The following is a 26,032-nucleotide window of genomic DNA, read 5'->3' on the forward strand; positions in this document are numbered from 1 at the left end:
CAGGTGGGTACAGCCGTGAGTTTTGTCTGTCTTATCGGCACTTTCCTGCTGCTGTCATGTTTTTTTGTGTGTCATGTTTTTTTCACTTGCGCTTGTGGCGGTTTGGTCTCATATCCACCCCCCTACGCAGCAACGCACGTGCCACTGGCCCTCTGAGGTTACGCAACGACGTCAAGCGTTCTGGCAATCGGGGTCATCCATGTCTGGGTGTCCTGCCTTTGGTCGCTGGTCCGTTAGACCGTTTCGCAACGTCCTTCTCCGCTGCCGACATCCAAGCGGGAAGCCTGAATTGGGGGAGTAGGGGTTATGAATCCCAAAATTACCCGTTTCATTGCCGAGAACAATCCGGCAACACCCTGCCTTGTCGTCGATGTTGACGAGGTGGAAAACCGCTACCGCGCCATTGGCCGGGCATTGCCCCAGGCGCGCGTTTATTACGCCGTAAAGGCCAATCCGGCCATGCCGATCCTGACCCGTCTGGTGGGGCTTGGCTCCTGCTTTGACGCGGCCTCGTGGGAGGAAATCTCCCTCTGCCTGGAGGCTGGCGCCCAGCCGGACGCCATTTCCTTTGGCAACACGGTCAAGAAAGTTTCCGCCATTCAGGCTGCTTATGCGGCTGGCGTGCGGATGTTTGTTTTTGACTGCCGCGAGGAGCTGGAAAAGCTGGCCCGCCACGCACCGGGCAGCCGCGTTTATTGCCGCCTGCTGGTGGACAATTACGGCGCGGAATGGCCGCTGTCGCGCAAGTTTGGCACCACGGTGGAAGCCGCGCGTGACCTGATGCTTGAAGCCCGCGATATGGGGCTGGACCCGTATGGCCTGTCCTTCCATGTTGGCAGCCAGCAGCTTTCGGCCGAGGCGTATGAAGTGGCTATTGCCCGTGTGGCCAGCCTCTTTACCGACCTGAGTGCCGCAGGCCTGGACCTGCGCATGGTCAACCTTGGGGGCGGCTTTCCTATCCGCTACCGCGAGGACGTGCCTGAGATCGACCATTTTGCGGACGCGATTGTCCACGCCATGACCGAACACTTTGGCAATGCCCAGCCCGAAATGCTGGTCGAGCCGGGGCGGTTTGTTGTCGGGGCGGCGGGCGTTGTCCATACCGAGGTGGTGCTGGTCAGCGCACGTGGCCGTCAGGACGGGCCGCGCTGGGTGTATCTGGATATCGGCCGCTTTGGCGGGCTTGCGGAAACGGAGAACGAATCCATCCGCTATGCCATCCGTACCGGGCGCGACCATGCGCCGTCAGGCCCGGTCGCGCTGGCAGGCCCAACCTGCGATGGTGCCGATATTCTGTACGAAAAGACCCACTACGAACTGCCGCTTGACCTCGAAGCAGGCGAGACGATCGATCTGATGGGCACGGGGGCTTATGTCTCCACCTATTGCTCGACCCGTTTCAACGGTTTCGCACCGCTGGGCGAGCACTACATCTAAGCCACTGCTGGGGCCGGGCCTATATGGGTGCGGCCCCAACGGGCTTGGCGTGGTTTTTTCGATCATGCTGTTCTGCCAGCCCCCGCTTGTGTGGGGGTTTTGGTGTGTACTCTGCCCCAGATAGCCTGAGACTCCGGGGCGACTCGTCTTGGCCGGGGTCGTGCCTTGCCGCGCTACCGGGGTGGTAACCGCAGGCGACTCGGCTTTGTGTATTCTGGGGCAGGCTGGGGGTGCCGCGGGTTATTCCGCCGCACCGCGCAGGCCCGCACCGGCTGCCAGAGGGCACAGCGGCAGGGCTGCGGCCACAAAAGCGCCCAGCAGTTCCAGATCAGGCTGCCAGGGCAGGCCGGTTGCTGCGGCGTCGATTCCCGCCGCGCCAAAAATAAGGGCCGGGGTGGCCAGCGGCAGGCTGAGCAGGGGCAGCAGCACGCCCCCCCGCCGTGCGCCCAGCACAATGCAGGCTGCCATGCCGCCAATAAGGGACAGCACAACAGACCCCAGAAAAAGCCCGGCCAGCAGCACAGGCAGGCTGCTTGCGGGCAGGCCCAGCATGGTGGCCAGTGGCCCGGCGGCCAGCAGCAGGGGCACGCCAGTTGTCAGCCAGTGTGCCACCATCTTGGCCAGCGCGACCAGTGCCGGGGGTAGGCCCAGCAGCAGCAGGTGGTCGAGCGACCCGTCCTCCAACTCCGCGCCAAACAGCCTGTCCAGCGGCAGCAGGGCCGCCAGCAGGGCGCAGACCCACAGAATACCCGGTGCCATGTGGCGCAGCAGTTCGGGTGACGGACCAAGGGCCAGGGGGAACAGCGTTGCGGTGACAATAAAAAACAGCACCGCCCCCAGCGTGTCGGCACCGTGGCGCAGGGCTAGGCGCAGGTCACGCAGGACAATGCCCCAGAACAGCGCGGTCATGCCCATGGGGTGTCCTCCAGCGGGGTGTCGGCAGCGCCGGGCAGGCGCAGGGTGGTGGTGTCGGGCAGGGGCAGGGGTACATGGGTTGTGGCAACCACAAGCCCGCCCTGCGCCCTGTGCTGTGCCAGTGCCGTGCCCAGCAGGGCAATGGCGGCGCTGTCCAGCCCCAGACTTGGCTCGTCCAGCAGCCAGAGCGAGGCCTGGGCCAGCAGGACACGGGCCAGTGCTGTGCGCCGCTTTTGCCCCGCAGACAGCAGGCGGGCGGGCAGGTCGGCCAGGGGCAGCAGGTCCATGGCGGTCAGGGCTGCTTCCAGACTGTCTCCTTCAGGCCGTGCCCTGTCGCCCCCACGGCCTGCGCTGACAAACAGGGCCAGGTTTTCACGCACGCTCAGTCCGGGTTTTAGTGCGTCCTGGTGGCCCAGATAGGCCACGCGGGCGGCATGGGCGGCGGGGTCGGCCAATGCGGGTGCCCCCTGCCACAGCACCGCCCCCGAATCCGCGCGGCGCAGCCCTGCCAGTACGCGCAGCAGGGTGGATTTGCCCGCACCGTTGGGGCCTGTCAGCAGCAGCGCGCCCCCTGCGGCCAGGGTCAGGCTGACACCGTCAAGCACCAGCCTGTCGCCCCGGAACACGCACAGGGCATCGGCCTGCAGGGCCGGGGCGCTACTGGGGGGCACGGGTGTGCTTGTGCCGGAAAGAGGCATGCCGGAGATCGGACTTCTCCCTAATGTTACCATCCAGAATGGGGCAAAAGCCGAGCGCTCGCGTTCTCGTGGTTGCTACCCGGCTTGTGCCTTTTACAACTGCGGGTATGTTCTAGCGCCAACGGGATAGCAAGCCGAATGACCCGTATAACCGGGCAGGCGTAAACAAGGCGCACGGTGTTATCCTGAACGCATCACCAGCCATCGGCTGTGATCGGGGAGAGACGAAGATGAAATCGGTTGGGCACGACTCACTTAAAACTGGCCGCACCCTAGAGGTGGACGGCAAGACCTATCACTACTTCTCCATTCCAGAAGCAGCAAAGACCATTGGCGATGTCAGCCGTCTGCCTGTTTCGCTGAAAGTCCTGCTGGAAAACATCCTGCGCTTTGAGGACGGCCGCTCCTACAGCGTGGACGACGCCAAGGCCATTGCCGGGTGGCTGCCCAAGGGCAGCAGCACGCAGGAAGTCCCGTTCAAGCCCTCGCGCATTCTCATGCAGGACTTTACTGGCGTTCCCGGCGTTGTGGACCTTGCCGCCATGCGCGACGGCATTGCCAACCTCAAGGGTGACCCGCAGAAGGTGAACCCGCTGGTGCCGGTTGATCTGGTGATCGATCACTCCGTGATGGTTGACTTTGCAGGCACCAAGGACGCCCTGCAGGAAAACATTACCCTTGAGTTTGAACGCAACGCGGAACGCTATGCCTTCCTGCGCTGGGGCCAGCAGGCGTTTGAAAACTTCTCGGTTGTACCGCCTGATACCGGCATCTGCCATCAGGTGAACCTGGAATACATTGCCCAGGTCGCGTGGACGGCAACAGTCGGCGGCAAGGACTATGTGTACCCCGACTCGCTGTACGGCACGGACAGCCACACCACCATGATCAACGGCGCAGGCGTGCTGGGCTGGGGTGTTGGCGGGATCGAGGCCGAAGCCGCCATGCTGGGCCAGCCCATTGCCATGCTGGTGCCCGATGTGATCGGCTTCCGCCTGACCGGCAAGCTGCCCGAGGGCGCGACCGCCACCGATCTGGTGCTGACCGTGACCCAGATGCTGCGTAAAAAAGGCGTGGTGGGCAAGTTTGTTGAGTTCTTTGGCCCCGCGCTGGACCACCTGCCTGTGGCCGACCGCGCAACCATTGCCAACATGGCCCCCGAATACGGTGCGACCTGTGGCTTCTTCCCCGTCGATACGCTGACGCTGGACTTCCTGCGCCAGACCGGCCGTGACGAACACCGCATCAAGCTGGTGGAAGAATACCTGCGTGCTCAGGGCATGTTCCGCACCGCCGAGACGCCAGAGCCTGTCTTTACCGACATTCTGGAACTCGACCTTGCCTCTGTCGTGCCGTCTCTGGCTGGCCCCAAGCGCCCGCAGGACCGCGTGGAACTGAAGAGCGCGAAAACCGAGTTCGAGAAGGAACTGACCTCCTCCCTCGGTGTTCCGGCTGACGCAGCAAACAAGAAAGTGCCAGTTGCAGGCACCAATTATGAGCTGGGCCAGGGCGACATTGTCATTGCCGCCATTACGTCGTGCACCAACACCTCCAACCCGGCGGTGCTGATTGCGGCTGGTCTGGTGGCCCGCAAGGCGCGCGCTCTGGGCCTGACACCCAAGCCCTGGGTCAAGACATCCCTCGCCCCTGGGTCCCAGGTTGTGACGGACTATCTCAACCGCTCCAACCTGACCGCTGACCTGGATGCCCTGGGCTTCAACACGGTGGGGTATGGCTGCACGACCTGCATTGGCAATTCCGGCCCGCTGCCGGGGCATATTGTTGACGCGATTGAAAACAACAGCCTTGTTGCCGTGTCCGTTCTGTCGGGCAACCGTAACTTTGAGGGCCGTATTTCCCCCAACGTGCGGGCCAACTATCTGGCCAGCCCGCCGCTGGTGGTGGCGTATTCCATCCTGGGCACCATGCGCAAGGACATCACGACCGAAGCGCTGGGCACCTCCAAGGATGGCAAGCCGGTCTATCTGAAGGACATCTGGCCCACCAACAAGGAAATTGCCGACCTGATTGCCTCCGCCATCTCGCGCGAGGAGTTTATCAAGCGGTACAGCAATGTTTCCAAGGGCACAAAGGAATGGCAGGATCTCAAGGTTGCGACCGGGTCCGAAACCTATACCTGGGATCAGAAGTCCACCTACGTGCAGGACCCGCCGTATTTCAAGAACATGGCGGTCGAACCCAAGGCTCCGGGCAATATTGAAGGTGCGCGTATTCTTGCCCTGCTGGGTGACAATATTACCACTGACCATATCTCCCCCGCCGGGTCCATCAAGAAGGACTCTCCGGCTGGCCGTTACCTGATCGAACACGGTGTGGACCCCAAGGACTTCAACTCCTACGGGTCACGGCGCGGGAATGACCGGGTGATGGTGCGCGGCACCTTTGCCAACATCCGCATCAAGAACGAAATGCTGCCCGGCACCGAAGGGGGCTATTCCAAGCACTACCCCGACGGTAAGGAAGGCGCGATCTATGATGTTGCCATGTCCTACAAGGCCGAGGGCGTGCCCCTGGTCGTGATCGGCGGCAAGGAATACGGCATGGGCTCCTCACGCGACTGGGCGGCCAAAGGCACCCTGCTGCTGGGCGTCAAGGCTGTGGTGGCGGAAAGCTTTGAGCGTATCCACCGGTCCAACCTGGTGGGCATGGGCGTTCTGCCGCTAGTGTTCAAGGACGGCACCACGCGCCAGACACTGGGCCTGAAAGGGGACGAAGTCATCAGCATCAAAGGTGTTGAAGAGCTGAAGCCCCGGATGGACGTCATTATGACAATTACAAGAAATGACGGTTCCACCCAGGATGTTCCGCTTCTGTGCCGCGTGGATACTCTGGACGAGGTCGAATATTACAGGCACGGTGGCATCCTCCAGTACGTCTTGCGTGGGATGACACAAGCTGCCTGATACACAAGCCTTTCGAGGTGCTCGTGAGATGGTCGGTCCGGAATATTCCGGACCGGCCTTTTTGACTGATGCTCCCGTTGTTCTGAGTGCGGAACAAATACACAAGAGCTTCGGGGAGGAGGACATCCTGCGTGGAGTGTCCATGCAGGTGCGCGAGGGGGAGCTGGTGTCCATCATCGGCCCTTCGGGCTGTGGCAAGTCCACCTTTCTGCGCTGCCTGAATTTTCTGGAAATTCCCGATCAGGGCTCCGTAACCGTCAAGGACGTGCATATTACGCGCGCGGGCGGGGCGTGGAGCCGTGCGGATGAGCACGCTGCCCATAAGCTGCGTACGCGCGTGGGCATGGTGTTCCAGAGTTTTAACCTGTTCCCGCACCTGAATGTGCTGGACAATGTTCTGCTGGCCCCGCGTGTGGTCAAGGGCGAGCGCTCCGCCACCATGCGTGACGAGGCCATGGCCCTGCTGGAAAAAGTGGGTCTGGCACAGGTGGCCATGCGCTACCCGGTGTCGCTGTCGGGTGGGCAGCAGCAGCGGGCCGCCATTGCGCGCGCCCTGGCCATGCGGCCCGAGATCATGCTGTATGACGAACCCACCTCCGCCCTGGACCCCATTGTGGCCGAGGAGGTGCTGGGGGTCATGCGCACCCTCGACAACGAGGGCATGACCCAGATTGTCGTGACCCACGACATGCGCTTTGCCCAGGTGGCGTCGGATACTGTTGTGTATATGGATGGCGGGCTGGTGGTTGAAGCCGGGCCGCCGGAGGAGCTGTGCGTTAACCCTGTGGATGACCGAACCCGCCGTTTTCTAAGGACAGTGCTGTGAGCCAGGCTTCTGTTTTGCGTTCGCTCCGCCGCAGGGCGGGGGTGTTCGGTCTTGCCTGCGCGCTGGTGGCGGGGTTGTTGTGTGCGGGTGCTGGCGCACAGGCCCAGACACCTGCCCAGAGCGTACCCCAGCAGAGCGCTGTCCGCTGGGCGGCCGATGCCTCGGCCGATGTGCCCTTTACCTTCCATGATCTGGCTGACCCCGACCGGCTGACCGGGTTTGAATATGACATGATGGGCGCTTTGCAGCGCCACATGGGCATACCGCTCCAGTTTGTACAAAACGACTGGGACGGGCTGATCCCCGGCCTGCAACGTGGCCTGTACGAAATGGTGACCTGCGGGATCGAGATCACCCCCGAACATGCGGAAGCCATCGACTTTACACAGCCGTACTACATTACGTCCGAACGGATGGTGGTGCGCCGAGACGGGCCGCAGCTTTTAACGCTGGAGTCGTTGCACGGCCACGCTGTGGGCACCCTCAAGGACACCCAGGCCGAGCGTATTCTCATGCACGAGCCGGGCGTGACCCTGCGGACGTATGAGGAAGAAACAAACGTCTTCATGGACCTGGCCGCAGGCCGGACGGATGCCGTGCTGATCGACGGCCCGATTGCCAAATACTACGGGGACACAAACCCCGCCCTGCATGTGGTGGGCGACCCCATAGGCCGGGTGGAATACGGCATTGCCTTTGCCAAGGGGCAGCATACCGCCCTGCGTGAGCAGGTAAACACGGCGCTGACCTCCATGCTGCACGATGGCTCACTGCACGGTATTCTGGCCCGCTGGGGGCTGTGGACACCCGAGATGGTGCAGTTGACGGGCGACCATACCGTGCTGGATGTGCCCGCCACGGCATGGAATGCCTATGTGGCAGAACTGCATGGCAAAAGCGGCTGGCGTGCCCAGTTGGACCGTTACCTGTCCTTTGTGCCGCTGGTTGTGCATGCCGCGTGGCTGACGCTTGCGGTGTCGCTGTGTGCCATGGTGCTGGCGGTGTCGTTGGGGATGGTGCTGGCGCTTGTGCGGCTGTATGGCCCCCGGCCTCTGGCGTGGCTGGCCACCCTGTATGTGGAACTGGTGCGCGGCACACCGCTGCTGATCCAGATTTTGCTGATTTTTTACGGTCTGCCAGAGTTTGGCGTGCGGCTGACCCCCTTTATTGCGGGTGTTATCAGCCTGGGGCTGAACTACGCGGCCTATGAGGCTGAAAACTACCGGGCGGGCCTGCAATCGGTTGCCCCCGGCCAGATGGAAGCCGCACTGGCGCTGAACATGACCCACGCGCAGGCGCTGCGCCATGTGGTGGTGCCGCAGGCGTTCCGGTTGGTCATGCCCGTTATGACCAACGACTTTATTTCCCTGCTTAAGGACTCGTCGCTGGTCAGTGTCATTACCCTGACCGAGCTGACACAGACCTATGTGCGCCTGTCCTCGACCTATTTCGACTATTTTGGCACCGGGCTTATGATCGGTGGGGCCTATCTGCTGCTTGGCCTGCCGTTTGTCCGGCTGGCCCGCTTTGCCGAGCGGCGGCTGGCGGCCCCGCATATGCGGCGTAAGTAAATCGACCCGGCTTCATGCGCTCAACGCATAGGGCGTATGGGTGCAGGAAGCCGGGGCTGATATTGTTTCCCCCTCCACCTTGCTGCACAACGAGGCTGACCCACAGGGGCGGCTAGTGCTGGCGCCGTAGTTGTTGACGGCGGCAGGGGCTAGGCTGTGTCCCGTGGGGCGCGGGGGCGGTAATCATGGATCTTCTTTCAGCATTGCACAGTTTTGTCCGTGTTGCGGCCACGGGCTCGTTTTCCGCTGTCTCGCGGGAGACTGGGGTAAGCCAGCCCACCATATCGCGGCATATCGCGTTGCTGGAGGCCCATTACGGCACCACCCTGTTTGCCCGCACCACCCGCAGCCTGACCATGACGGAAGATGGCCGCAGCCTGCTGCCCCACGCCTACGAGGTGCTGGGTATTCTGGAAACAGCGGAAAACGTGCTGGGCCGCAGGCGGGCTTCTGTTTCCGGTCTGGTGCGGGTGGGGGTGACAACGGCGTTCGGGCTGTTCCTCAGCCGCAGGCTGGGTGCGCTGCTGGACCGCCACCCGGATCTGTCGGTTGATATTGTCATGCGCGACGGGTTTGGAGACCTGGTGGAAGAAGGGCTCGATCTGGCCGTGCGCGTGGGTGACATTGCCGAAGGCTCGCTCATTGCCCGCAAGCTGGGTGTTGTCAGAAAATGGCTGGTGGCATCCCCGGCGTTTTTGCGCCGTTACAAAGTATCCGACCACCCGCGCGACCTGATGGAATACCCAGCCGTTGCCTATAACTACGGCACAAGCTGGCTGGACTGGAATTTTGAGCGCGATGGGGAGGAAAGCGTTATTGCGCCTTCCGCCGTGCTGCGCGCCAACAGCAGCGAGGCCGCGCTCTATGCTGCCGAGGCTGGGATAGGCATGGCGCTTCTGCCCGCTTTTCAGGTGCGGGACGCGGTGGAAAACGGGCGGCTTGTGCGCCTGTTCCCTGACTGGAATATCCCGTCCATGCCCTTCCACGCCGTGCATACCGGCCCGCGCACCTTGCCTTTGCGGACCCGTACTGTGCTGGACTTTCTGGTGGAAATTTCGGCCGAACTGCTGCGCGATAACACGCCCCCGGCGGCCAGCCCGCCTAAAGGCCATGGCGGCGGGGGCGAGGGTGCGCCCATTCCCGCAGGTGTGGCCGAGGGCAAAGCACTCTAAGAGAGCAGGGCCAGAGTGCTTTGCTCAAAAGCCTTAAAGGACGGTCGCCTTTTTGAAAAAAGGCGATGTTCGGGGCGAGTTCTTCTTTTTTAAAGGCGGTTTGTGCCTGGCAAGGGTCAGCGCATGATTTCGTGCAGGTCCATCAAGGCCTGTTGGGAGACTGTAATTACGCCATCACTGGCTCTATCCAAATCAAGAATGATCAGAATGGCCAGGGTGAGCAGGAACAGCATCAGCCATGTCGTCACCCGGTGCAGCCCGTCGTATGTTGCCGAGACCTCCCCCAGCATCAGGGACGCCAGTAGAATATACAGGAACAGCACATTCAGCACCCGGTCGGGGATGGTGGCCGAGCGCGCGGCCAGTCTGGATGTGGCAATGTCAAAGCTGTGAGACGTCGCATCCAGCAGGCTCTGGCTGATGGGCTCAACAGGCTCTGTCTTGACCGCGGCGGCCACAACCTTCCACAGCTCTTTCTGCTTGCGGTGTGTTTCGTTGATGTTTTCACGCCCTGCGTAAAGGGTGGACCATTGTAGCCTGTCCTGAATGTAAAGGCGGAGCTGGGTGCTGACCTCTGTCCGGTATGGCTCGGCCAGGAGCTGCGTGTCGTCCCATATGGTGCGCAGGGCATTGGCTTCCTGCACGACAAGGTCACGCCTGCCCTCAAAGCGGTTGAGGGAGAGGGAAAAGGTAAACCCAAGTAGCAACGCCATCAGGCCCAGCATGGCCGTGAGCAGATAATCCCGCCCCCCGCTGCCTAATGCCCGTTTGAGCAGAGGGTCTTTCCCCCGGCGGTTCATAACCCATACCGTGACCTGGTATCCCAGTTCGAGACACAGGATGGAGGACGCAAACATGAAAAGACCAATAACGGTGAGCGGATAGTTATGCACCCAAGACATCCTTGCCGGCCTTGTCTAAAAATCAGGTTATAAAGTGGAACAGTTTTTTATTTTTTAATTCATACTGTGACTTATGGAAAATACCAGAGCCTGCACCTGCCGACTGTAATGATACCCCTACAGGGAACAATAAAGACACATCCTGCCCTGCCAGAGGCCGGGTGCCATCCGCTTATGCCTGTCGGGGCATGGTGGGAACATCAGTGTGCAGAGGCTGTCGCGCTGTAGATTCTTAAACTTAAACACAGCGCAAGTCGTCTGGGCCATAGTTTAGGTTATGATAAAAACTTAAATATGGATGAGTGTCCCGTAGGCTATTTGGCGAGAGACTGCGTTAAAGCAAGCAGTTATCCAAAGCGTTCGGGCAACGGCGTTACGCAACAGCGCGGTTAGATTGGCTTCCAGAGCGCAAAGGCTTTCATTCCGCCGATCAGACCCAGCAGAAAAACCAGACTTTGCCAGTGTCCCATTAACAGGGAGGCAACAGCGGGGCCGGGGCAAAAGCCAGCCAGCCCCCAGCCAAGCCCGAACAGGCAACTGCCTGCCATCAGGGGCCAGTCGATCTGGCGTGCGGTTGGTAGTTGGAAGGTTGTTTCAAAAACCGGGCGTGACAGGTGGCGCTGCAAGCGGACACCACAGAATGTCAGGCACACAGCCCCGCCTAAAACAAATAGCAGGGAGGGGTTCCAGTGTCCGGCAAGATTCAGAAAACCCAGAACAGTCGCAGGGTTGAGCATACCGCCCAGTATTAAGCCAAAGCTGAAAACAAGCCCGCACAGGAAGGCCACAAGCGTTCTGATAGCCATGGTCGCCTTATTTCCCTGTCAAAAAAGGTAAAAGTGTTGCTGTTATCACCCCTGTTCCCAAAAAGCAGATGACAGCGACCAGTGAGCGGCGCGAGAGACGGGCCAGACCCAGAACGCCGTGACCGCTGGTGCAGCCGCTGCCCAGACGGGTGCCAAAACCCACCAGAAACCCGGAGATGAGGAGCAGCGGCCAGGGGGCGGAGACAGTCATGTCAGGCCATGCTCCGGTTGCAAGGCGCCACAGCACAGGTCCGGCGGCCAGCCCAAGCAGCAGGGCCGCCCCCGGCCAGATGTTTTTGCCACCAAGTGTCCGCCCCAGAATCCCGCTAATGCCAGCAATCCGGCCATCGAGGATCAGGTAGGCAGAACATGCCAGACCGATGAGCAGCCCCCCTGTAAGACTTTGCCAGTCAATCATGAGGATTTTCACTTTGTCTTTGCACAGAAAATATCGTGGAGGGCGGCAATCACCTGCCCGGCCTTGTCGTCAGAAAGACGGTAGAAAACAGACACCCCTTCCTTACGGGCGGTTACAATCCGCGCGGCTTTGAGAACGGTCAGATGCCGTGAAAGGTTGGGCTGGTGGATATGCAGGGTGCTTTCCATCTGCCCGACGGAGAGCTCACGCTCGGCCAATGTGCAGGCAATCAGAAGGCGGTCGGGGTGGGAGAGGGTTTTGAGCAGTTCTGCAACAGGCCCAACATCTGCCTGCATCATGTCGATCATGTTTCGATTCTCTTATTATCGATAATAAGAGAATATAGGGGCCAGAGCATTTGGCAAGGACTGCCGCCAGAAGGGTGCAGCAGCCTGTATGGCTTTTGATAAAATAGGCAGAAAAATCAAAATTTCCGGTGCATATTTTTCAAAAAATCGCTAAAGACCATGCCGTTTTTAGAAAAAAGCATCAGAAACTATTTGTCTTAGTGCACAAACCTGCCCCCAGCACAGCAGGAGCGGGTTTGTGCCCGCCCTTAGCCCGCCAGCATGCGTTCAAGCTGGGCGGCAATGTCAAACAGGGCCGCATCACCATTGGTGCGGCCCATGACCATCAGCCCGACCGGGGCTTCCCCCGGTGTGTGGCAGGGCAGGCTTATGGCGCAGCGGTCAAGGAAGTTGGCAAGGGTCGTGTTGCGGAGCAGGAGCAGGTTTGTGGCCACATAGCGGTCATTGTCGTCCATGTCGGCAATGCGGGGGGCGATAATGGGCACGGTGGGCAGGATGATCGCGTCGTACTGGTCCAGACCATCCGCAACCTGGCGGCCTATGCGCGCACGCGCCTGGCACAGGGTAATGTAGTCCACAGCACTCTGCTCGTTTCCGCGCAGGATACGGTGGAGCACAAACGGGTCATACGTGGCGCGGTGGCTGTCCAGCAGGGGCTGGTGCCATGTCAGGGACTGCGCTGCGGGAAAGCCCCCTTTGCTGTTGGCAGCGGCAATGTCCAGCAGCGGGGGGCAGGCCACATCTTCCAGCAGGGTGCCGTGCCCGGCCAGACGGTGCAGGCAGCGCTCCCATGTCTGGCTGACTGTGCTGTCCATGCCGTCCATGACAATGGTGGACAGCACGCCAAGGCGCAGGGTGCGGCCCTCGCGCCCGGTGGGGGCGTTGTGCAGGGGCAGCGTGCCTGTTGCCATCAGGCTGTCGGCTGCCCAGCAACAGGCAACGCTACGCCCGATGCTGCCGATGGAATCCAGCGTGGTAGACAGGGGCACCGTGCCACGGGTGGCAATGCGGCGGGCTGTGGGTTTGTAGCCGACAAGCCCTGTCAGCGCGGCAGGGATCCGGCAGGACCCGCCCGTGTCGCTGCCAATGCCCACAAACGCCATGCTGTCACTGACAGAAATGGCTGCGCCGGAGGACGACCCGCCGGGAATACGCCCCTCAGCCCGTTGCCACGGGTTGGCAGGGGTGCCGTAATGCGGGTTGATGCCAACGCCTGAAAACGCAAATTCGGTCATGGTGGTGCGGCCAATGCTGACCAGCCCCGCCTGTTTAAGTGCCTGTATGGCCGGGGCATCGGCACTGGCAGGGGGCGCGCCCTCCAGCACCTGAGAGCCTGCGCGGGTGGTGGATCCGGCCTCGTCAAACAGGTCTTTGACAGAGATTGGCAGGCCCGCAACGGCGGAGGGCGCATAGCCGTTGCGCCGGGCAACATCCATGGCATCGGCCTGATGGCGGGCAGCCTGGGCATGTACGGTCATGAACACGCGGGCACCTTCGCCCTGCGGGTCGGCAATGCGGGCCAGAGCCTCTTCCACCAGGGTGCGGCTTGTCGTGCGTTCATGGGCAAGAGCCTGTGCGGCCTGGAGCAGGGGCGGAAAGGGGGAGGAAGACATGGCTGGCGTATGGTCCTTGCGCGGGGTGTCCTACGGCCATGGCCCTGGGGGCCGTGGCGCGCCCGTGGGCAAGTGTATCATGATCGGGGTGTGTGGATAGGTCCGCCCTGTGGTGTAGCCTCGATGGCCTGCCGTTGTGGCGTCAGGGGGCCGGGTCTGCGGCGGGGCATGTCCGTTTGGCAGCCTGAACACAGGCCCGGAAATGGGCTATTTTTTCCTCGCTGTGTGACAGAATGCAGCCTGGGTCATCCAGGGGGAAATCCGGCGCAATACGGCGGCAGATGTCATGATCTTCCTGAAAGACCTTGTGATTGATGTCTGTCACAGAGGCAAAGAACGGCGCCATAATGGCCTCCCCACTGTCCGGGTTGGCCAGATGGGTGCTGAACATGCGGGTCGTAAAATGCGTAAGCTGCGGGTTGCGTGATGGAAAGAAGTTCTGCAACGCGTAAGTGTAACCAAATGTCGTGGACAGAAACGAAAATGGAAAAATAAAAATAGCTGTATAGGCTTTTGTATTATGGCTGGTGTTGAAAAAACGGCCAATACGGTTCAGTCCCCGCACGGTGTGCTCGTTGCGGATAGTGGCGGTCAGGACAGAGTTGCAGCCGTAATAGCTGTTCTGGCCCGCATCCAGCTCCAGCGTTCCCAGTGTGGTGGGGTGCACCATGGGCACGTGGTCTGGCTCCAGCGCGTTTTCTGCCGCAACCCGCCATTGGCATTCATACATATAGGCGTCGCGGTCGCGGCGGCGGTCTATGTCCTCCGACATGCCTGCCAGCACATCACCCAGCCCACCCAGTTGCGTGGCAAGGTCGGTCTGCGGAGTGATGGCGACAAACAGGAAATTGCCACACCATGCGGTCTGGAAAGTATTCAGCCGTGCCCGGTTGCGGTCGCAGGCGGTATAGTTGGCGGGTTTGGGAATAAGCAGCTTGCCCCCTCGGTACCCCCAGCCATGATACCCGCAGGAAATGGGCGCATTGCCCTGCGGCTCCATAAAGAACCGTGCGCCCCTGTGGGGGCAGACATTGTCAAAGGCGATGATGGTGCCTTTGTCGTTGTAAAGGACAAGGTCGCCCAGCACCCATTCGAACCGCAGGAAGTCACGGTCATTGGGCAGTTCGCTGCGGTGGGCAACACAGTGCCAGTATGTCTGGGCCAGATGGCGGTCAAGGGGGGTGGACATGGCCTACAGCCTGCGTGCGGGGGGAATATACAGGGTGACATCATCGCCTGTGGAGCGCACAACCACAGCCCCGGCACCAACGGTGCAGCGTTGGCCAATACGGACACGGGGCAGGATACGCGCCCCGGCCCCGACAAAGGTGGCCTCCCCGACCGTGACATTGCCTGTCAGGTCCACATGGGCTGACAGGGTGGCATAGGCACCAAGTGTCGCATCGTGGCCAACGCCGCTGTAGGCATTGATGGTGGCCAGCGGGCCTACGGTCGCATTGGCGGACACATGGGCAAAAACCCCGATAATGGCCCCTGCCCCAATGGTGGACGATGCCGAGACCCATGCGGTGGGGTGGATCAGGGTCGCAAACGCTGCGGTGCCCAGCTGGGCGGCAACCGCCTGCTTGCCCGCAGGCGCGCCAATGGCCATGACCAGCCTGTGGGCGGCGTCTGGCCTGTAGTCCACAATCCGGCCGAGTTGCGGCAGGGCATGGCCATAGGCCTGCATGGGGTTGTCACCGTCATCCAGGTAGCCAACAAACCGGCTGCCCGCAGCGGTGAGTGAGGGGGTAAACCAGTCGTAAATCTCCCTGGCAAAACCACCCCCGCCAACCAGCACATAGTCCGCCATAAGACCTACCCCGCTGTATAGCCGCCATCCACACACCAGACCGCCCCCGTCACCCACGCCGCAGCGGGGGAGAGCAGGAATACGGCGGCATTGGCAATGTCGTCCGTCTTGCCAAAACCCAGCGCGTGGGCCTGTTCGTATTCGGCCAGCGCCTGCTCGGACAGGCCATTGCTCAGCCTGTCGTGCATCTCGGTCTGCACACCGCCTGCGGCTATGGCGTTGACCCGCAGGGAGCGTGTCTCCCACGCCAGTGAGCGTGTCAGCCCCTCGATCCCGGCCTTGGCGGCGGAATAGGTGCTCAGCCCCTGCTGCCCCCGGTGTGCGGCGGCGGAGGACATAAAGACAATGGACCCGCCGGGCTTAAAAACATCCCGCTTGCCTGCCGCGGCAGCAATGCCGATGGCTCCAAACAGGGCGGCCCCAAAGACGGCATCTATCTGCTTTTGCTTGACCAGTCGGGCAGGGCGGCTCAGCTCCACCCCGGCGGAGTGGAAAAGCCCGTCCAGCCCGCCTGCTGTCTGGGCGGCCTCCACCACCAGCGCGGTTGTGTTTTCCGCCGTATCAAGGGTTGCGGCCATGGCGCTGTGGCCGCTGCCGGGCAGGCTGTCCAGCGTGGCAGCCAGGCGATCGCTGTCGCGCCCGGTTACAATCACGCGGCCGCCGCACTGGGCAATCAACCGGGCTGTGGCGCGGCCCAGCCCGGAGGATGCGCCTGTGACCAGAATGGTCCGGCCCTCAAGCGCTGTGGGTGTAAAAATCATACGTGGATGACCGATGCACAGCGGAGCTGGACATTGCTGAACAGCGCACAGCCCCAGGACAGGCCAACCCCAAAACCTGACATCAGCACGGTGCGGGGGCTGGTTGTCAGCTCCTCGGCCAGGGTGGTGCAGAATAGCAGCGGGATGGAGGCCGAGCTGGTATTGCCAAACTGGTCGATGTTGATGGGCAGCCGCCCGGCAGGGATTTTCAGTTTTTTGGTAATATGCTGGAGAATGAAGCGGTTGGCCTGATGCAGGGCAAAGAAGTCAACATCATCAATCTGGCGGTCAGCCTGGGCCAGAATACCGCGGATAATGGCGGGCACAGTCCCGATGGTAAAACCAAAGACAGCACTACCGTCCATGCGCAGCGTATCGGGCTTGGTGTCCTGCGGGTCGGTGGGGCGGAAACCCCCGCCCGGCACGGTCAGATACTGTGCGCCTGTGCCATCGGTCCCAAGGTCAAAATAGGCGGTGGGGGCGTCGGGCGCGTATTCAAACGCGGTGGCGGAGCCTGCATCCCCAAACAGCATGGCCGTGCTGCGGTCCTGTGGGTCTATCATGCGGCTGCTGGTATCACCCGCCAGCAGGATGATCCGGCGCAGCCCTGCATTCATCAGGGCCGAGACAAGCCACAGCCCATAGACATAGCCCGAACAGCCCAGCCCCACGTCAAACGCCTGACAGTGGTGGGCCAGCCCCAGCTTGCCATGCAGGATGCAGGCCGTGGCGGGCATGCGCTGGTCCGGGGTCTGGGAGACAAAAATAAGGGCGTCCACGCTGTCACGCGGCCATTGCAGGGTGTCCAGCAACTGTTCGGCTGCTGCCAGGCACAGGTCGCCGGTTGTCTGGTCCGGGCGGGCGATGTGGCGGGTGGTAACGCCTGTCAGCGCGCTGACATCGGTAATGGTTTTTTCGTCAAAACGTCCGACAAAGCTGTCATTCCCGATCTGTGTCTTTGGCACGGCACAGACCGCACCCTGGATGGTAACACCCGCGACGGAACATTTTGACATCGTGCGTTTCCTTACTGTGCAGCAGCAGTAATGAGTTTTTCAATATCCGCGACAGAGGCACACTTGGCCAGGGCAGAGCCGGAAACCAGATGGCCGAATACTTCATCAATCAGCGCAACGCAGGAGATAATGGCCATGGAATCCCAGTCATGGTCGGCAAGGCTGAGTTCCGGTTTGACCTGCGCTGCGGGCACTTCCAGAATTTCGGCAAGGCCTTCGTAAAATTCGTCCATCTGATCGGGTCCTCTGAGTTCGTGATTTTTAAAATCGGGCCAGCCCGTTAGGGGCAGGGCGTTGTATGCCAAGGCATTCCCATGGTGTTGGCATGATCATACAAAGACCAGCTCCTTTGGGATAGAGGCGTGGAAATGCTCCGCCGTTTTGATTTCCTCCGCGATTTTGAGCATGGCCAGCATGTAGGCCCTGCCGTCAAAGGTGCGGGCGGCGTAGCTGGCCCCGATCCGGGTTGCCTCTGTATAATCCGTGGGGGAGTGGTACAGCGCGGCCATCTGGTCGGCAAGGTCGGGGCTGTTGGGGTCAACGCCAAAAAAGGTCGGGATATCGGCCATGTGCTGGCGCGTAAAGGCATTGTGGTCGGAAATGACACAGCAGCGGGAATCCAGCCCCGATGCCACCCGCTCATGTACGTTCGAGGCAATGTTGGGGCTGGTGTTCAGGATAAACTGGGTGTCGGCGTAAACCCGGTTGAGTGTCATGGCATCAAAGGCGGGGTGAAAGCGCGCGCGTGTGGCCTTGTGGGCCAGATGGTCCCAGCCGCGCCCGTAAATATCCACCGGCAGGTCCAGCAGGGCGGTGGCAAAGGCTGTCATGCGGTGTTCGCGCACATACAGGTCCAGCTCACACATCAGGCCGAACAGGATATCCTTGCGGTGGTCGGGGCACAGGCCATGGCTTTCATACGCAGCCAGAAAGATATCGGTAATATCCCCCGTCTCACACACGATGGCGCTGGCGGCGGCATCTTCCAGTATGGCGCGCCAGCGGGACGGAAAGTTGGCCCATTTCTGCCTGCGGGTCTGGGGGTCGCCTGCGGTTTTGATAAAGGCCATCCGCTGTGAGCGGTCACGCCAGGCAATGTCATCCCGGTGCGGGTTGGGCGGCACACCCACGGCATCCAGCACGGCGCTATACTGGGGGGAACCCACAAGCCGCCTTTGCACCTGTAGCCATTCCTTGAAGACATAGGCGTTGGCCACATAGCGCGATGGCATGAAGTGGTGGACAGGCATCCAGCACGGTGGGTCAGCCAGCACGGAAATAAACGGGATTTTGATAATATCCCACAGGATCTGGTCATTATGCCGCAGCCCGGACCCCACCCCGGCACAGCCCCAGGCCATGGCAATCCCCTGGGGGAACAGGTCGTTGAACTTTTGCAGCCCATCGGGTGTGTGCAGGTCTATGACGTGACCAATATACCCGTCCGGGGCCAGCAGGGCCATCAGGTCGTGGCTGTACTGCCGCAGGATACCGTTTTCATTCTGGCCGACAAACGCAACAATATTGCGGGGGGATGACATGCGGCGTCTGTTCCTTTGTTGGAAGGGGCGGCCGTTAACCGGCGGTGTTCAGGTCCATGCTGTCCAGAGCCTGGGTCAGGGTAGCGCAGATGCGCAGAACCTGCTCCGTGCCGATATCCTGCCAGAACGGCAGGGCAAGGGCGCTGTGGCCAAGGCGTTCCGTCACAGGCAACGGCTGGCGGGTGCAGGTGGCGTAGGCAGGCTGGGTGTGGCACCCGGTACCCCACCAGGACACGCTGCCAATACCCTGCCCGGCCAGCGTGTCGGCCAACTGCGTGGCGCTGTCCGGCCACAGGATATTGAGGGTGGATGTTACCCAGTGATCACCACATCCGCCGGGGGGCAGGAGGGTGGCGGGCAGGTGTTGCCTGTACAGTGCGGTAGCTGCCTGCCAGTTGGCGCGGGTGCGGGGCCAGTAGTCCAGCCCGGCCAGCCCGACAGCCGCCGTATATTCCGATATTTTGGCGTTGATACCGGGTAACTGGGCAGCCCGCGTGCCTGCAAAGCCAAAACGGGCGAGGGTTCTGACCCTCTCCGCCAGCACCGGGTCGCGCGACAGCACGGCCCCCCCTTCGCCCAGCCCGAACACTTTGGTCGCATGCATGCTGACAACCGTTGTGCAGTGGGCCACAGGCATGGGGCCATCGGCGCGCAGGGTGTCAAAGGCGGCGGCGGCATCAATAATCACCGGTTTGCCGGTGCGCTGGCTGACACCGTCCCATACGGCCAGGTCTATGGGCGTGCCAAAGGGCACAACAACAAGCATGGCCCCGACATCGGGGGCCTGGGCCAGTGTTTCCATCTCTGTGGGGTCGGGGCACCAGGTATCGGCGCGCACGTCAACAAAATGCGGGCGTAGATGGGCTGCCACAACGGCCCCGGCACTGGCGGTAAATGTCCAGGACGGCATCAGGCAGCGCAGCCCCGGCTGCACCTCATGCGCGTTCAGCGCCAGCGTAATGCCCGACGTGGCACTGGTTGTCAGGGCGACGTGCTCGTACTCCAGCCCCCAGAAACGCGCCAGTTGCTCCTGCAAGGCTGCGCAGAGCGGGCCGTGGTTGGTGTACCAGCGGTTGGTATCAATCTGCGCCAGATAGGGGATGATGTGCTCAAGCGTGGGCAGCCGTGGCAGAGCAACGGGAATATCAATTGCAGCAGGGCGGTGGGGGGCAAGGGTGGTGGGGTGACTGGGCGCGGGGTGGGTGGCAGGCTGGATCACTCAGTCGAAATCTTTCCTTCAGGAGGGATGCTGTCAGTGGGCCTGCTGCCGTTGTCTGTTAAGGTATTGCGCCGTCTCCAGCCCCATGGCCACCCCAGTCATAGGGGTGGATGATACGGGCATTAGGGGGCAGCGCGCAAGGCGGCTGCCCCGGCTTTTCAGCCATGGAAAGCGGGGTCTGTCGCGGCGGCAGCCGGAGGGGGGGCTGTGGTGGACAGGCTGCCATCAAACCCCTGGCGCAGGTAGGGCACCCAGCCCTGGAGCCATGCATTGCTACGCTGTACAAAGTCGGCCACAGCGGGGGAATCCGCCATGCCCGCGCGGGACCAGTTTTCGGGCGCGCCGGGCACTTTGCGGCTGCCACTTTCCGCAGGGCTGAGCAGGATATGCACGCTCATAAAATCCACCCGCGAGCTGTCCTTGGTCTTTTCAATATGGTTCCACGCCGCATCCACCAGCACGGGGGGCAGTTCAAACCCCATGACAGTCAGGCGCTGCACGGCGGGGGGGATAAACAGCGGGCTGCTGACCAGCGCCTGCAAAGCCTGGTTGGAGGTCAGGAACACCGAGTTCACAACCCGCACGGGGGAGGTCATCCAGCATTCCGTGCGTGCCCCGTCCTGGGGCAGGGATTCGGTCATGAAGTTGAAGGTGCTGTGGCACTCCTCCTGCACCACCTGCGTGTCGGACAGCGGGATGGACTGGGTGGTGGCCTGGGCAATCATCAACCCCGTCACAATACCCTGTTCCGAACGGACATAGAGAGATGTCAGGATTTCCCCGTGGGAGACATCGTCCTGATAGTTCAGCAGCGGGTGCCATTTACCCGCAGGCAGCGGCACGCGCCGCCCCGCAAAGGCGACCGAGCCTTCAAACTGGGCATCCATGGGGGGGACGGAGACTGTGCGCTGGTCTTCATCCGGGTGCAGGGCGCTGCCGTCCTCCGCCGTGCTGTCGGCGCTGCCCTGGCCGGGCAGGGCATGGCGGATGCTGGAGGCAAGGTGCGCATAGGCAGGCAGCCGCGTAGCCAGCCACGGGGCGGGAAACAGCACGGACAGGGCCGTGCAGGCCCCCGTGGTCAAAAGGGCCGTGCGCCACAGCGGGGCACGGCGCCACAGGCGGGTAAAAGCGGACATACGCGGGGCCTTAGCTGGGGTCGTGGGGGGTGGGTGCGGTCAGGGCACAAGCCGGGCGTCTGCCCCGCCGTCTTCCGCCACATGGGCCACCACGCTGCCGTCGGCCTCCTTGAGCAGGCGCACTTTGCCTGCCCCCTGCTGGCGCGCAACAATCAGCGACTCGCTGATCATGTCCTCAATGGCGCGCACCAGGTCACGGGCCGAGGCCGCGTCACCCATGCGGCTCTGGCGGCGCATGACATCAATCAGCAGGGCCGGGTCAATCCCGCCTGTTTCCACCTTCAGCCCGTAGCCTTCGATCATGGTTTCGATTTCCAGCGCGGCCACGCGGGCAATATCCAGCCCGCGCAGGGCACGGAACACAAAAATGCGGTCCAGTCGGTTCAGCACTTCGGGGGCAAAACCGGCCTGGCGCAGGGCTTCCACCGACTCGGCACGCATGCGGTCGGGGTCATCATGCAGGCGGTCGGCAATTTCGGTCAGGGCCGTGGTGGCAATGTTGGACGTCAGCACAAAAATGGCCCGCACGGTGGAAATCTGCTGCCCGGTGGAGGCCTCGGTAATATGTCCGTCGTTCCATGCGGTCAGGAATTTCTTGAACACATCGGGGTGGGCTTTTTCAATTTCGTCCAGCAGCACCACGGCGTCGGGCTTTTCCTGCAACCCGCCGGTCAGCTTGCCGTAGGTGTCCGAGCCGACATAGCCCTTGGGCGAGCCAAAAAGCTGGGTGGCGGCGTGCGGGCTGCTCATCTGTGTCATGTCAAAATGCAGCAGCGGGCGTTCCAACTGGCGGGCAAGCTGTTTGGCCAGATAGGTCTTGCCAGTGCCCGGCGGGCCAGCCAGCAGGAAAATGCCCACAGGCTTGCCCCGGGTCTGCAACGCCAGGCGGCGGCGGAGCTGGGCGGCCATGTCCTCACACACCTGGTCCTGGCCGATAACACGGGCGCGCAGGTTGGCGGCCAGTTCCTCGGCATCAATGGCGGTTTCCCGCTGCTCGCGCGCCAGCATTTCCTCCAGCGCCGTGCGATTGGTCAGTCTGGCAAGAACGTCCATAAAGAACCCCCGTCGGCGTAGTAGCCCTTTGCGCGCGATTTTTTCGGCGCGAGTTTCAAACAGTAGCCCGGCCACGGTCAGGCCCAGCCCCCCCAGTGCCAGAACCGGCCAGGCGGCCGCCGCCCATTGCAGGACATGCGTGATGGAATGCAGCGACAGGTGCAGGCTGAGCACGATCTGGATACTGGCCAGCAGCAGGAACACCAGCATCATCAACGGCATAAGCCGTGTCAGGGCGGGGAGCAGAGCCTTCATTGTGCGAGAACCGTCAAGGACAGGGTATTCCCTTTATACAGGACAGGCAGCGCCTGTGGGCCAAAAACAGTGACGGCCCCACTGCCTGTGCCCATGGGGCCAGGGGGAGTGGCAGGCAGGATATCCACCGCACCGCTGATGGCAATGGGCAGGATGACCGTGGTGGGTGTGGGCAGCAGCGACACGGTGCGCTGCCACGGCCCGCAGACAATGGTAATGGCGCCCCCAGCCCCCGTGGCGTCATAAACAGGCATGGCCACCAGCTTGACCTCGTGCCGTTTGACGGCGGCCAGAATATCGGCCTGCTCAGCGGTGGAATAGCCCGAGTCGGCCAGGGCCTTGGGGGCATTGGCGGCGTTTATGACCGCCATTGTCGCATCGGCATGCAGGATGTTGGGGTCCTCGGCGGCGGCCACGGCCTGGGGGGCAGCGCTGTCCGCCGCCCCAGGGCGCAGGACATGCAGCGTCCCCCAGGCCACAAGGGCGCAGGCTGCCAGCCCTATCAGGGCGGTTCTGGTCGTGTGGGCCGCTGAGTGTGGTTCTGGCGCGGCCGCGGGTTCCTGGTCTTGGCGCATGGAAGGATCGGCCCCTGGCGAATCGGTCATGAGTGGCAAATATGTCGCAAGCAACTTAATAAAAGCGTTTGTTGCGTCGCGGCGCAATACGCGAACGTCAGTGTCGTTGCCTGGTGGGGGCACTGGCCCCATTCCGTACTTGCGGTTTGGGCGGGTATCCCGTAAACACCACATCATCCTTCTTACTATAAATATGTTTCGGGGGGTGGCCTTGACGGGCCGCCTTTTTTGCTTTGGACACTGATCTTTCCGCCCATTCCGGCCTTGAGGCCCGCATCGCCGCCCTGATTTCCCCCTCCATTGTCGAGATGGGGTATGAAATCGTGCGTGTGGCGGTGCTTGGGCGCGAGCGCCCGACCGTGCAGGTCATGGCTGACCGTGCCGATGGCGCGCAGATCAGCGTTGAAGATTGCGAACGCATCAGCCAGGCCGTCAGTGCCCTGCTGGATGTGGAAGACCCGATTCCCGGGGCCTGGACGCTGGAAGTGTCCTCCGCCGGGATTGACCGGCCCCTGTGCCGGGCAAAAGACTGGAATCGCTTTGCCGGGCATGAAGTCCGGGCCGAAGTCATGGTGCCGCTGGATGGCCGCCGCCGCTTTGCCGGTGTGGCCCTGGGGTCTGACGGCACGGTGGCGCGCATCCGGCTGGATGATGGCACGGAAGTTGCCCTCCCCCTGGCCGAAATGCGCCGCGCCCGCCTGGTGCTGACCGACGCGCTGATCGAGGCCAGCGCCCGCATGGCCCCACCCGCAGCGGGGGGCGATGACACGCCGGATGACGGGCCGACCCCGCCCGACCACAAGCTGCACTGAAACCGCTGCCTGTTTTGGAGAGCCAAAAGCATGGATACCTCTGTTTCCCGTCCTGAACTGCTGCTGGTGGCGGACGCCGTCTCACGCGAGAAGGGTATCGAGCGTGAAGAGGTGCTGGAGGCCATGGAGCAGGCCATCCAGAAAGCCGGGCGCGCCAAATACGGCCACGAAAAAGACATTCGCGCCATGATCGACCGCCGCACGGGTGAAGTGCGCCTGTCCCGCTGGACAGAAGTTGTCGGTCAGGTCGAAAACGAGGACACACAGATTGCCCTCGACATTGCACGGCGTTTCCGCCCTGAAATTCAGGCCGGGGAATATCTGATCGATCCGCTGCCGCCCATCGACTTCGGGCGTATTGCAGCGCAGACCGCCAAGCAGGTGATTGTCCAGCGCGTGCGTGAATATGAGCGCAAGCGCCAGTACAACGAATTCAAGGACCGCGTGGGCGAAATCGTCAACGGCACGGTCAAGCGCACCGAATACGGCAACCTGCTGGTTGAAATCGGTTCCGCCGAAGCCCTGCTGCGTCGTGATGAGCTGATCCCGCGTGAGACCTTCCGCAACTCCGACCGCGTGCGTGCCTATATCTATGACGTGCGTGACGAGCCGCGTGGCCCGCAGATATTCCTGTCCCGCACACATCCGGCCTTCCTGGCCAAGCTGTTTGCGCAGGAAGTGCCCGAAATTTACGATGGCATCATCGAAATCAAGGCCGTTGCGCGTGACCCCGGTTCCCGCGCCAAAATGGCTGTGATCTCGCGCGATGCCGCAATCGACCCTGTCGGTGCCTGCGTTGGTATGCGCGGCTCGCGCGTGCAGGCGGTTGTGGCCGAGTTGCAGGGCGAAAAAATCGACATCATCCCCTGGAGCCCGCAGGCCGCCACCTTTGTGGTCAACGCCCTTGCCCCGGCTGAAGTCAGCAAGGTGGTGATGGATGAGGAAGCAGGCCGCGTGGAAGTGGTTGTCCCTGACGACCAGCTCTCTCTGGCTATTGGCCGGCGTGGGCAGAACGTGCGTCTGGCCAGCCAGTTGACCCGCTGGGACATCGACATCCTGACCGAGGCTGAAGAATCCGAGCGCAGGCAGGAAGAATTCCGCCGTCGGACCAACCAGTTTGTTGAAGCACTGGATGTGGACGACGTCATCGCCGGGCTGCTGGTCACCGAAGGCTATCATAGCATTGAGGAACTGGCCTATGCCGACCCCGAAGAGCTGGCAGCGATCGAAGGCTTTGACGACTCGGTGGTGGGTGAGCTGATCCAGCGCGCCGAAGCCCACCTGGTCCGTCAGGAAGAAGCCCTGGACGAACGCCGCCAAGCCCTTGGTGTTGTGGACGAAATTGCCCAGATGGGCGTGTTCACAAACCAGATGCTTGTGACTTTGGGTGAAAAAGGTGTAAAGACACTGGACGACCTTGCCGATCTGGCAGGGGATGAACTGGTCGAGCTTCTCGGGGCAGATGCCATTGAGGAAGAAGCCGCCAACGAAATTGTCATGGCAGCCCGCGCGCATTGGTTTGATGGAGAAGGCAGTGCCGACTCCAGCGCGCAGGATAAGGGTGCCGACGCCTGAGGGCCAGATACCGAGTGAACGAAGAGTACGTGCCAGAACATGACAGCCCGCTTGACGGCGGGCTGGAGGCGGAGGCCAAGGCCACCCACCGGCGGTGTATTGTTACCCGTACCGAGGGGTTGCCCGCCGAAATGGTGCGCTTTGCCATTTCGCCTGCCGGTGTGCTGGTGCCCGATTTGGACGCACGGCTGCCGGGACGGGGAATCTGGTTGAGTGCCCGGCGGGATGTGATAGAACAGGCTCGCATTCGTGGTGCGTTCGCACGCGCCGCCCGGATGCAGCTACAGGTACCGGACGATCTGCCCACCCAGGTGGAGGCAGGTCTGCTCCGGCGTATGATCGAAATCGTGGGGCTGGCCCGGCGGGCCGGGCAAGCTGTCAGCGGTTTTGTGAAGGTGCGTGAATGGATGGCCCAGCACCGTGTTGGTGCCATTGTCCACGCACTGGATGGAAGCCGGGAAGAGCGTGATCGCCTGCTTTCGGGTGGGCGGGATATTCCCGTGATAGAGACGTTGACGTCCGTTGAACTCGCCAGGATTTTCGGGCGTGAGCGGGTAGTGAATGTGGCGCTGGCGGCCGGCGGGCTGGCCACGCGTCTGTGTAATGAAAACAAGCGTTTCGCGGGAGTGTCGCAAGACAGCTCCCGTGTCCTGCCGGACCTCTCCGGCGGACGGGTGTGAACAGGC

24 protein-coding genes and 1 pseudogene are annotated in these 26,032 nt (G+C 62.0%); 8 read left to right on the top strand and 17 right to left on the bottom strand.

Translation table 11 applies throughout. The annotated features are described in order from the left end of the window. Window positions 1-306: 306 nt before the first annotated feature. Entirely contained in the window at window positions 307-1,437 is a 1,131-nt protein-coding gene (locus FLP30_RS05425; RefSeq protein WP_149278919.1) for a type III PLP-dependent enzyme, read from the top strand. A 240-nt stretch (window positions 1,438-1,677) separates the two neighbouring features. Here FLP30_RS05425 and ccmB read toward each other — a convergent pair whose 3' ends face one another. Next, complete coding sequence (ccmB, locus tag FLP30_RS05430; RefSeq protein WP_149278920.1) at window positions 1,678-2,346, bottom strand: heme exporter protein CcmB; 669 nt, start codon at window positions 2,344-2,346, stop codon at window positions 1,678-1,680. Beyond that, a complete protein-coding gene (gene ccmA, locus FLP30_RS05435) occupies window positions 2,343-3,083 on the bottom strand; it encodes a heme ABC exporter ATP-binding protein CcmA (protein WP_210419319.1) in 741 nt (246 codons plus the stop codon). The genes ccmB and ccmA overlap by 4 nt, the downstream gene beginning before the upstream one ends. A gap of 197 nt (window positions 3,084-3,280) precedes the next feature. Between ccmA and acnA the strand changes: the two genes are divergently transcribed. The 4 genes and pseudogenes from acnA to FLP30_RS05455 form a co-directional block, all read left to right on the top strand. Next, window positions 3,281-5,974, top strand: coding sequence for an aconitate hydratase AcnA (gene acnA, locus FLP30_RS05440; protein ID WP_149278922.1), 2,694 nt, complete (start codon window positions 3,281-3,283; stop codon window positions 5,972-5,974). A gap of 28 nt (window positions 5,975-6,002) precedes the next feature. Then, window positions 6,003-6,800: an amino acid ABC transporter ATP-binding protein gene (locus FLP30_RS05445; protein ID WP_149278923.1), complete on the top strand. Its 798-nt coding sequence runs from the start codon at window positions 6,003-6,005 to the stop codon at window positions 6,798-6,800. Beyond that, window positions 6,797-8,371: an ABC transporter substrate-binding protein/permease gene (locus FLP30_RS05450; protein WP_408834556.1), complete on the top strand. Its 1,575-nt coding sequence runs from the start codon at window positions 6,797-6,799 to the stop codon at window positions 8,369-8,371. The genes FLP30_RS05445 and FLP30_RS05450 overlap by 4 nt, the downstream gene beginning before the upstream one ends. A gap of 185 nt (window positions 8,372-8,556) precedes the next feature. Beyond that, a pseudogene (locus FLP30_RS05455) lies at window positions 8,557-9,447 on the top strand (LysR family transcriptional regulator); the annotation flags it as partial. A gap of 212 nt (window positions 9,448-9,659) precedes the next feature. Here the strand turns inward: FLP30_RS05455 and FLP30_RS05460 are convergent. The 15 genes from FLP30_RS05460 to FLP30_RS05530 all read right to left on the bottom strand — a co-directional run bounded on the left by FLP30_RS05460 (window position 9,660) and on the right by FLP30_RS05530 (window position 22,959). Then, the gene (locus FLP30_RS05460) at window positions 9,660-10,436 is read right to left on the bottom strand and encodes a bestrophin-like domain (protein ID WP_149278925.1); all 777 of its coding nucleotides are present in this window, start codon (window positions 10,434-10,436) and stop codon (window positions 9,660-9,662) included. Window positions 10,437-10,834: 398 nt separating this feature from the next. Beyond that, window positions 10,835-11,251 carry a DUF6691 family protein gene (locus tag FLP30_RS05465; RefSeq protein WP_149278926.1) on the bottom strand — a complete coding sequence of 139 codons (417 nt, stop codon included), beginning with the start codon at window positions 11,249-11,251 and terminating at the stop codon, window positions 10,835-10,837. Window positions 11,252-11,258: 7 nt separating this feature from the next. After that, complete coding sequence (locus FLP30_RS05470) at window positions 11,259-11,669, bottom strand: YeeE/YedE family protein (RefSeq protein ID WP_149278927.1); 411 nt, start codon at window positions 11,667-11,669, stop codon at window positions 11,259-11,261. Window positions 11,670-11,677: 8 nt separating this feature from the next. After that, window positions 11,678-11,977: an ArsR/SmtB family transcription factor gene (locus FLP30_RS05475; protein ID WP_149278928.1), complete on the bottom strand. Its 300-nt coding sequence runs from the start codon at window positions 11,975-11,977 to the stop codon at window positions 11,678-11,680. A 248-nt stretch (window positions 11,978-12,225) separates the two neighbouring features. Continuing rightward, window positions 12,226-13,590: an amidase gene (locus FLP30_RS05480; protein ID WP_149278929.1), complete on the bottom strand. Its 1,365-nt coding sequence runs from the start codon at window positions 13,588-13,590 to the stop codon at window positions 12,226-12,228. A 142-nt stretch (window positions 13,591-13,732) separates the two neighbouring features. Next, complete coding sequence (locus FLP30_RS05485; RefSeq protein WP_149278930.1) at window positions 13,733-14,779, bottom strand: aromatic ring-hydroxylating oxygenase subunit alpha; 1,047 nt, start codon at window positions 14,777-14,779, stop codon at window positions 13,733-13,735. A 3-nt stretch (window positions 14,780-14,782) separates the two neighbouring features. Then, the gene (locus FLP30_RS05490; protein ID WP_149278931.1) at window positions 14,783-15,403 is read right to left on the bottom strand and encodes an acetyltransferase; all 621 of its coding nucleotides are present in this window, start codon (window positions 15,401-15,403) and stop codon (window positions 14,783-14,785) included. 5 nt (window positions 15,404-15,408) lie between these two features. Beyond that, window positions 15,409-16,164: an SDR family NAD(P)-dependent oxidoreductase gene (locus tag FLP30_RS05495; protein ID WP_149278932.1), complete on the bottom strand. Its 756-nt coding sequence runs from the start codon at window positions 16,162-16,164 to the stop codon at window positions 15,409-15,411. Further along, on the bottom strand, window positions 16,161-17,180 hold the full coding sequence (locus FLP30_RS05500; protein WP_149278933.1) for a ketoacyl-ACP synthase III: 1,020 nt from the start codon (window positions 17,178-17,180) through the stop codon (window positions 16,161-16,163). Before FLP30_RS05500 ends, FLP30_RS05495 begins: the two co-directional genes overlap by 4 nt. A gap of 11 nt (window positions 17,181-17,191) precedes the next feature. Then, window positions 17,192-17,413 (bottom strand): acyl carrier protein, encoded by a 222-nt coding sequence (locus FLP30_RS05505; RefSeq protein ID WP_149278934.1) that lies wholly within the window; start codon window positions 17,411-17,413, stop codon window positions 17,192-17,194. 96 nt (window positions 17,414-17,509) lie between these two features. Next, on the bottom strand, window positions 17,510-18,721 hold the full coding sequence (locus tag FLP30_RS05510) for a CgeB family protein (protein WP_246856599.1): 1,212 nt from the start codon (window positions 18,719-18,721) through the stop codon (window positions 17,510-17,512). Between the two features lie 34 nt (window positions 18,722-18,755). Next, a complete protein-coding gene (locus tag FLP30_RS05515; RefSeq protein ID WP_246856600.1) occupies window positions 18,756-19,940 on the bottom strand; it encodes a DegT/DnrJ/EryC1/StrS family aminotransferase in 1,185 nt (394 codons plus the stop codon). Between the two features lie 158 nt (window positions 19,941-20,098). Continuing rightward, window positions 20,099-21,076 (bottom strand): hypothetical protein, encoded by a 978-nt coding sequence (locus tag FLP30_RS05520; protein WP_149278935.1) that lies wholly within the window; start codon window positions 21,074-21,076, stop codon window positions 20,099-20,101. A gap of 39 nt (window positions 21,077-21,115) precedes the next feature. Next, complete coding sequence (locus FLP30_RS05525) at window positions 21,116-22,384, bottom strand: AAA family ATPase (protein ID WP_149278936.1); 1,269 nt, start codon at window positions 22,382-22,384, stop codon at window positions 21,116-21,118. After that, window positions 22,381-22,959: a hypothetical protein gene (locus tag FLP30_RS05530; RefSeq protein WP_149278937.1), complete on the bottom strand. Its 579-nt coding sequence runs from the start codon at window positions 22,957-22,959 to the stop codon at window positions 22,381-22,383. The genes FLP30_RS05525 and FLP30_RS05530 overlap by 4 nt, the downstream gene beginning before the upstream one ends. Window positions 22,960-23,192: 233 nt before the next feature. Here FLP30_RS05530 and rimP point away from each other — a divergent pair, with 233 nt between their 5' ends. The 3 genes from rimP to FLP30_RS05545 are packed head-to-tail and all read left to right on the top strand — an operon-like array spanning window position 23,193 to window position 26,026. Beyond that, window positions 23,193-23,771, top strand: coding sequence for a ribosome maturation factor RimP (gene rimP / locus FLP30_RS05535; RefSeq protein WP_149278938.1), 579 nt, complete (start codon window positions 23,193-23,195; stop codon window positions 23,769-23,771). 30 nt (window positions 23,772-23,801) lie between these two features. Continuing rightward, on the top strand, window positions 23,802-25,346 hold the full coding sequence (gene nusA / locus FLP30_RS05540) for a transcription termination factor NusA (protein WP_149278939.1): 1,545 nt from the start codon (window positions 23,802-23,804) through the stop codon (window positions 25,344-25,346). A gap of 14 nt (window positions 25,347-25,360) precedes the next feature. After that, on the top strand, window positions 25,361-26,026 hold the full coding sequence (locus tag FLP30_RS05545; protein ID WP_246856601.1) for an RNA-binding protein: 666 nt from the start codon (window positions 25,361-25,363) through the stop codon (window positions 26,024-26,026). The last annotated feature ends 6 nt before the right edge of the window (window positions 26,027-26,032 follow it).

Source organism: Acetobacter vaccinii, from assembly GCF_008365315.1.
Lineage (GTDB): Bacteria > Pseudomonadota > Alphaproteobacteria > Acetobacterales > Acetobacteraceae > Acetobacter > Acetobacter vaccinii.

What these genes read in the sequence shown, in the direction of transcription:
- FLP30_RS05470 (WP_149278927.1), bottom strand. Translation starts at nt 11,669, where the DNA reads ATGATTGACTGGCAAAGTCTTACAGGGGGGCTGCTCATCGGTCTGGCA.
- ccmB (WP_149278920.1), bottom strand. Translation starts at nt 2,346, where the DNA reads ATGACCGCGCTGTTCTGGGGCATTGTCCTGCGTGACCTGCGCCTAGCC.
- nusA (WP_149278939.1), top strand. Translation starts at nt 23,802, where the DNA reads ATGGATACCTCTGTTTCCCGTCCTGAACTGCTGCTGGTGGCGGACGCC.
- FLP30_RS05480 (WP_149278929.1), bottom strand. Translation starts at nt 13,590, where the DNA reads ATGTCTTCCTCCCCCTTTCCGCCCCTGCTCCAGGCCGCACAGGCTCTT.
- FLP30_RS05505 (WP_149278934.1), bottom strand. Translation starts at nt 17,413, where the DNA reads ATGGACGAATTTTACGAAGGCCTTGCCGAAATTCTGGAAGTGCCCGCA.
- acnA (WP_149278922.1), top strand. Translation starts at nt 3,281, where the DNA reads ATGAAATCGGTTGGGCACGACTCACTTAAAACTGGCCGCACCCTAGAG.
- FLP30_RS05520 (WP_149278935.1), bottom strand. Translation starts at nt 21,076, where the DNA reads ATGTCCGCTTTTACCCGCCTGTGGCGCCGTGCCCCGCTGTGGCGCACG.
- FLP30_RS05500 (WP_149278933.1), bottom strand. Translation starts at nt 17,180, where the DNA reads ATGTCAAAATGTTCCGTCGCGGGTGTTACCATCCAGGGTGCGGTCTGT.
- FLP30_RS05490 (WP_149278931.1), bottom strand. Translation starts at nt 15,403, where the DNA reads ATGGCGGACTATGTGCTGGTTGGCGGGGGTGGTTTTGCCAGGGAGATT.
- FLP30_RS05445 (WP_149278923.1), top strand. Translation starts at nt 6,003, where the DNA reads ATGGTCGGTCCGGAATATTCCGGACCGGCCTTTTTGACTGATGCTCCC.
- FLP30_RS05510 (WP_246856599.1), bottom strand. Translation starts at nt 18,721, where the DNA reads ATGTCATCCCCCCGCAATATTGTTGCGTTTGTCGGCCAGAATGAAAAC.
- FLP30_RS05485 (WP_149278930.1), bottom strand. Translation starts at nt 14,779, where the DNA reads ATGTCCACCCCCCTTGACCGCCATCTGGCCCAGACATACTGGCACTGT.
- FLP30_RS05495 (WP_149278932.1), bottom strand. Translation starts at nt 16,164, where the DNA reads ATGATTTTTACACCCACAGCGCTTGAGGGCCGGACCATTCTGGTCACA.
- FLP30_RS05465 (WP_149278926.1), bottom strand. Translation starts at nt 11,251, where the DNA reads ATGGCTATCAGAACGCTTGTGGCCTTCCTGTGCGGGCTTGTTTTCAGC.
- FLP30_RS05475 (WP_149278928.1), bottom strand. Translation starts at nt 11,977, where the DNA reads ATGATCGACATGATGCAGGCAGATGTTGGGCCTGTTGCAGAACTGCTC.
- ccmA (WP_210419319.1), bottom strand. Translation starts at nt 3,083, where the DNA reads ATGGTAACATTAGGGAGAAGTCCGATCTCCGGCATGCCTCTTTCCGGC.
- FLP30_RS05530 (WP_149278937.1), bottom strand. Translation starts at nt 22,959, where the DNA reads ATGCGCCAAGACCAGGAACCCGCGGCCGCGCCAGAACCACACTCAGCG.
- FLP30_RS05425 (WP_149278919.1), top strand. Translation starts at nt 307, where the DNA reads ATGAATCCCAAAATTACCCGTTTCATTGCCGAGAACAATCCGGCAACA.
- FLP30_RS05525 (WP_149278936.1), bottom strand. Translation starts at nt 22,384, where the DNA reads ATGAAGGCTCTGCTCCCCGCCCTGACACGGCTTATGCCGTTGATGATG.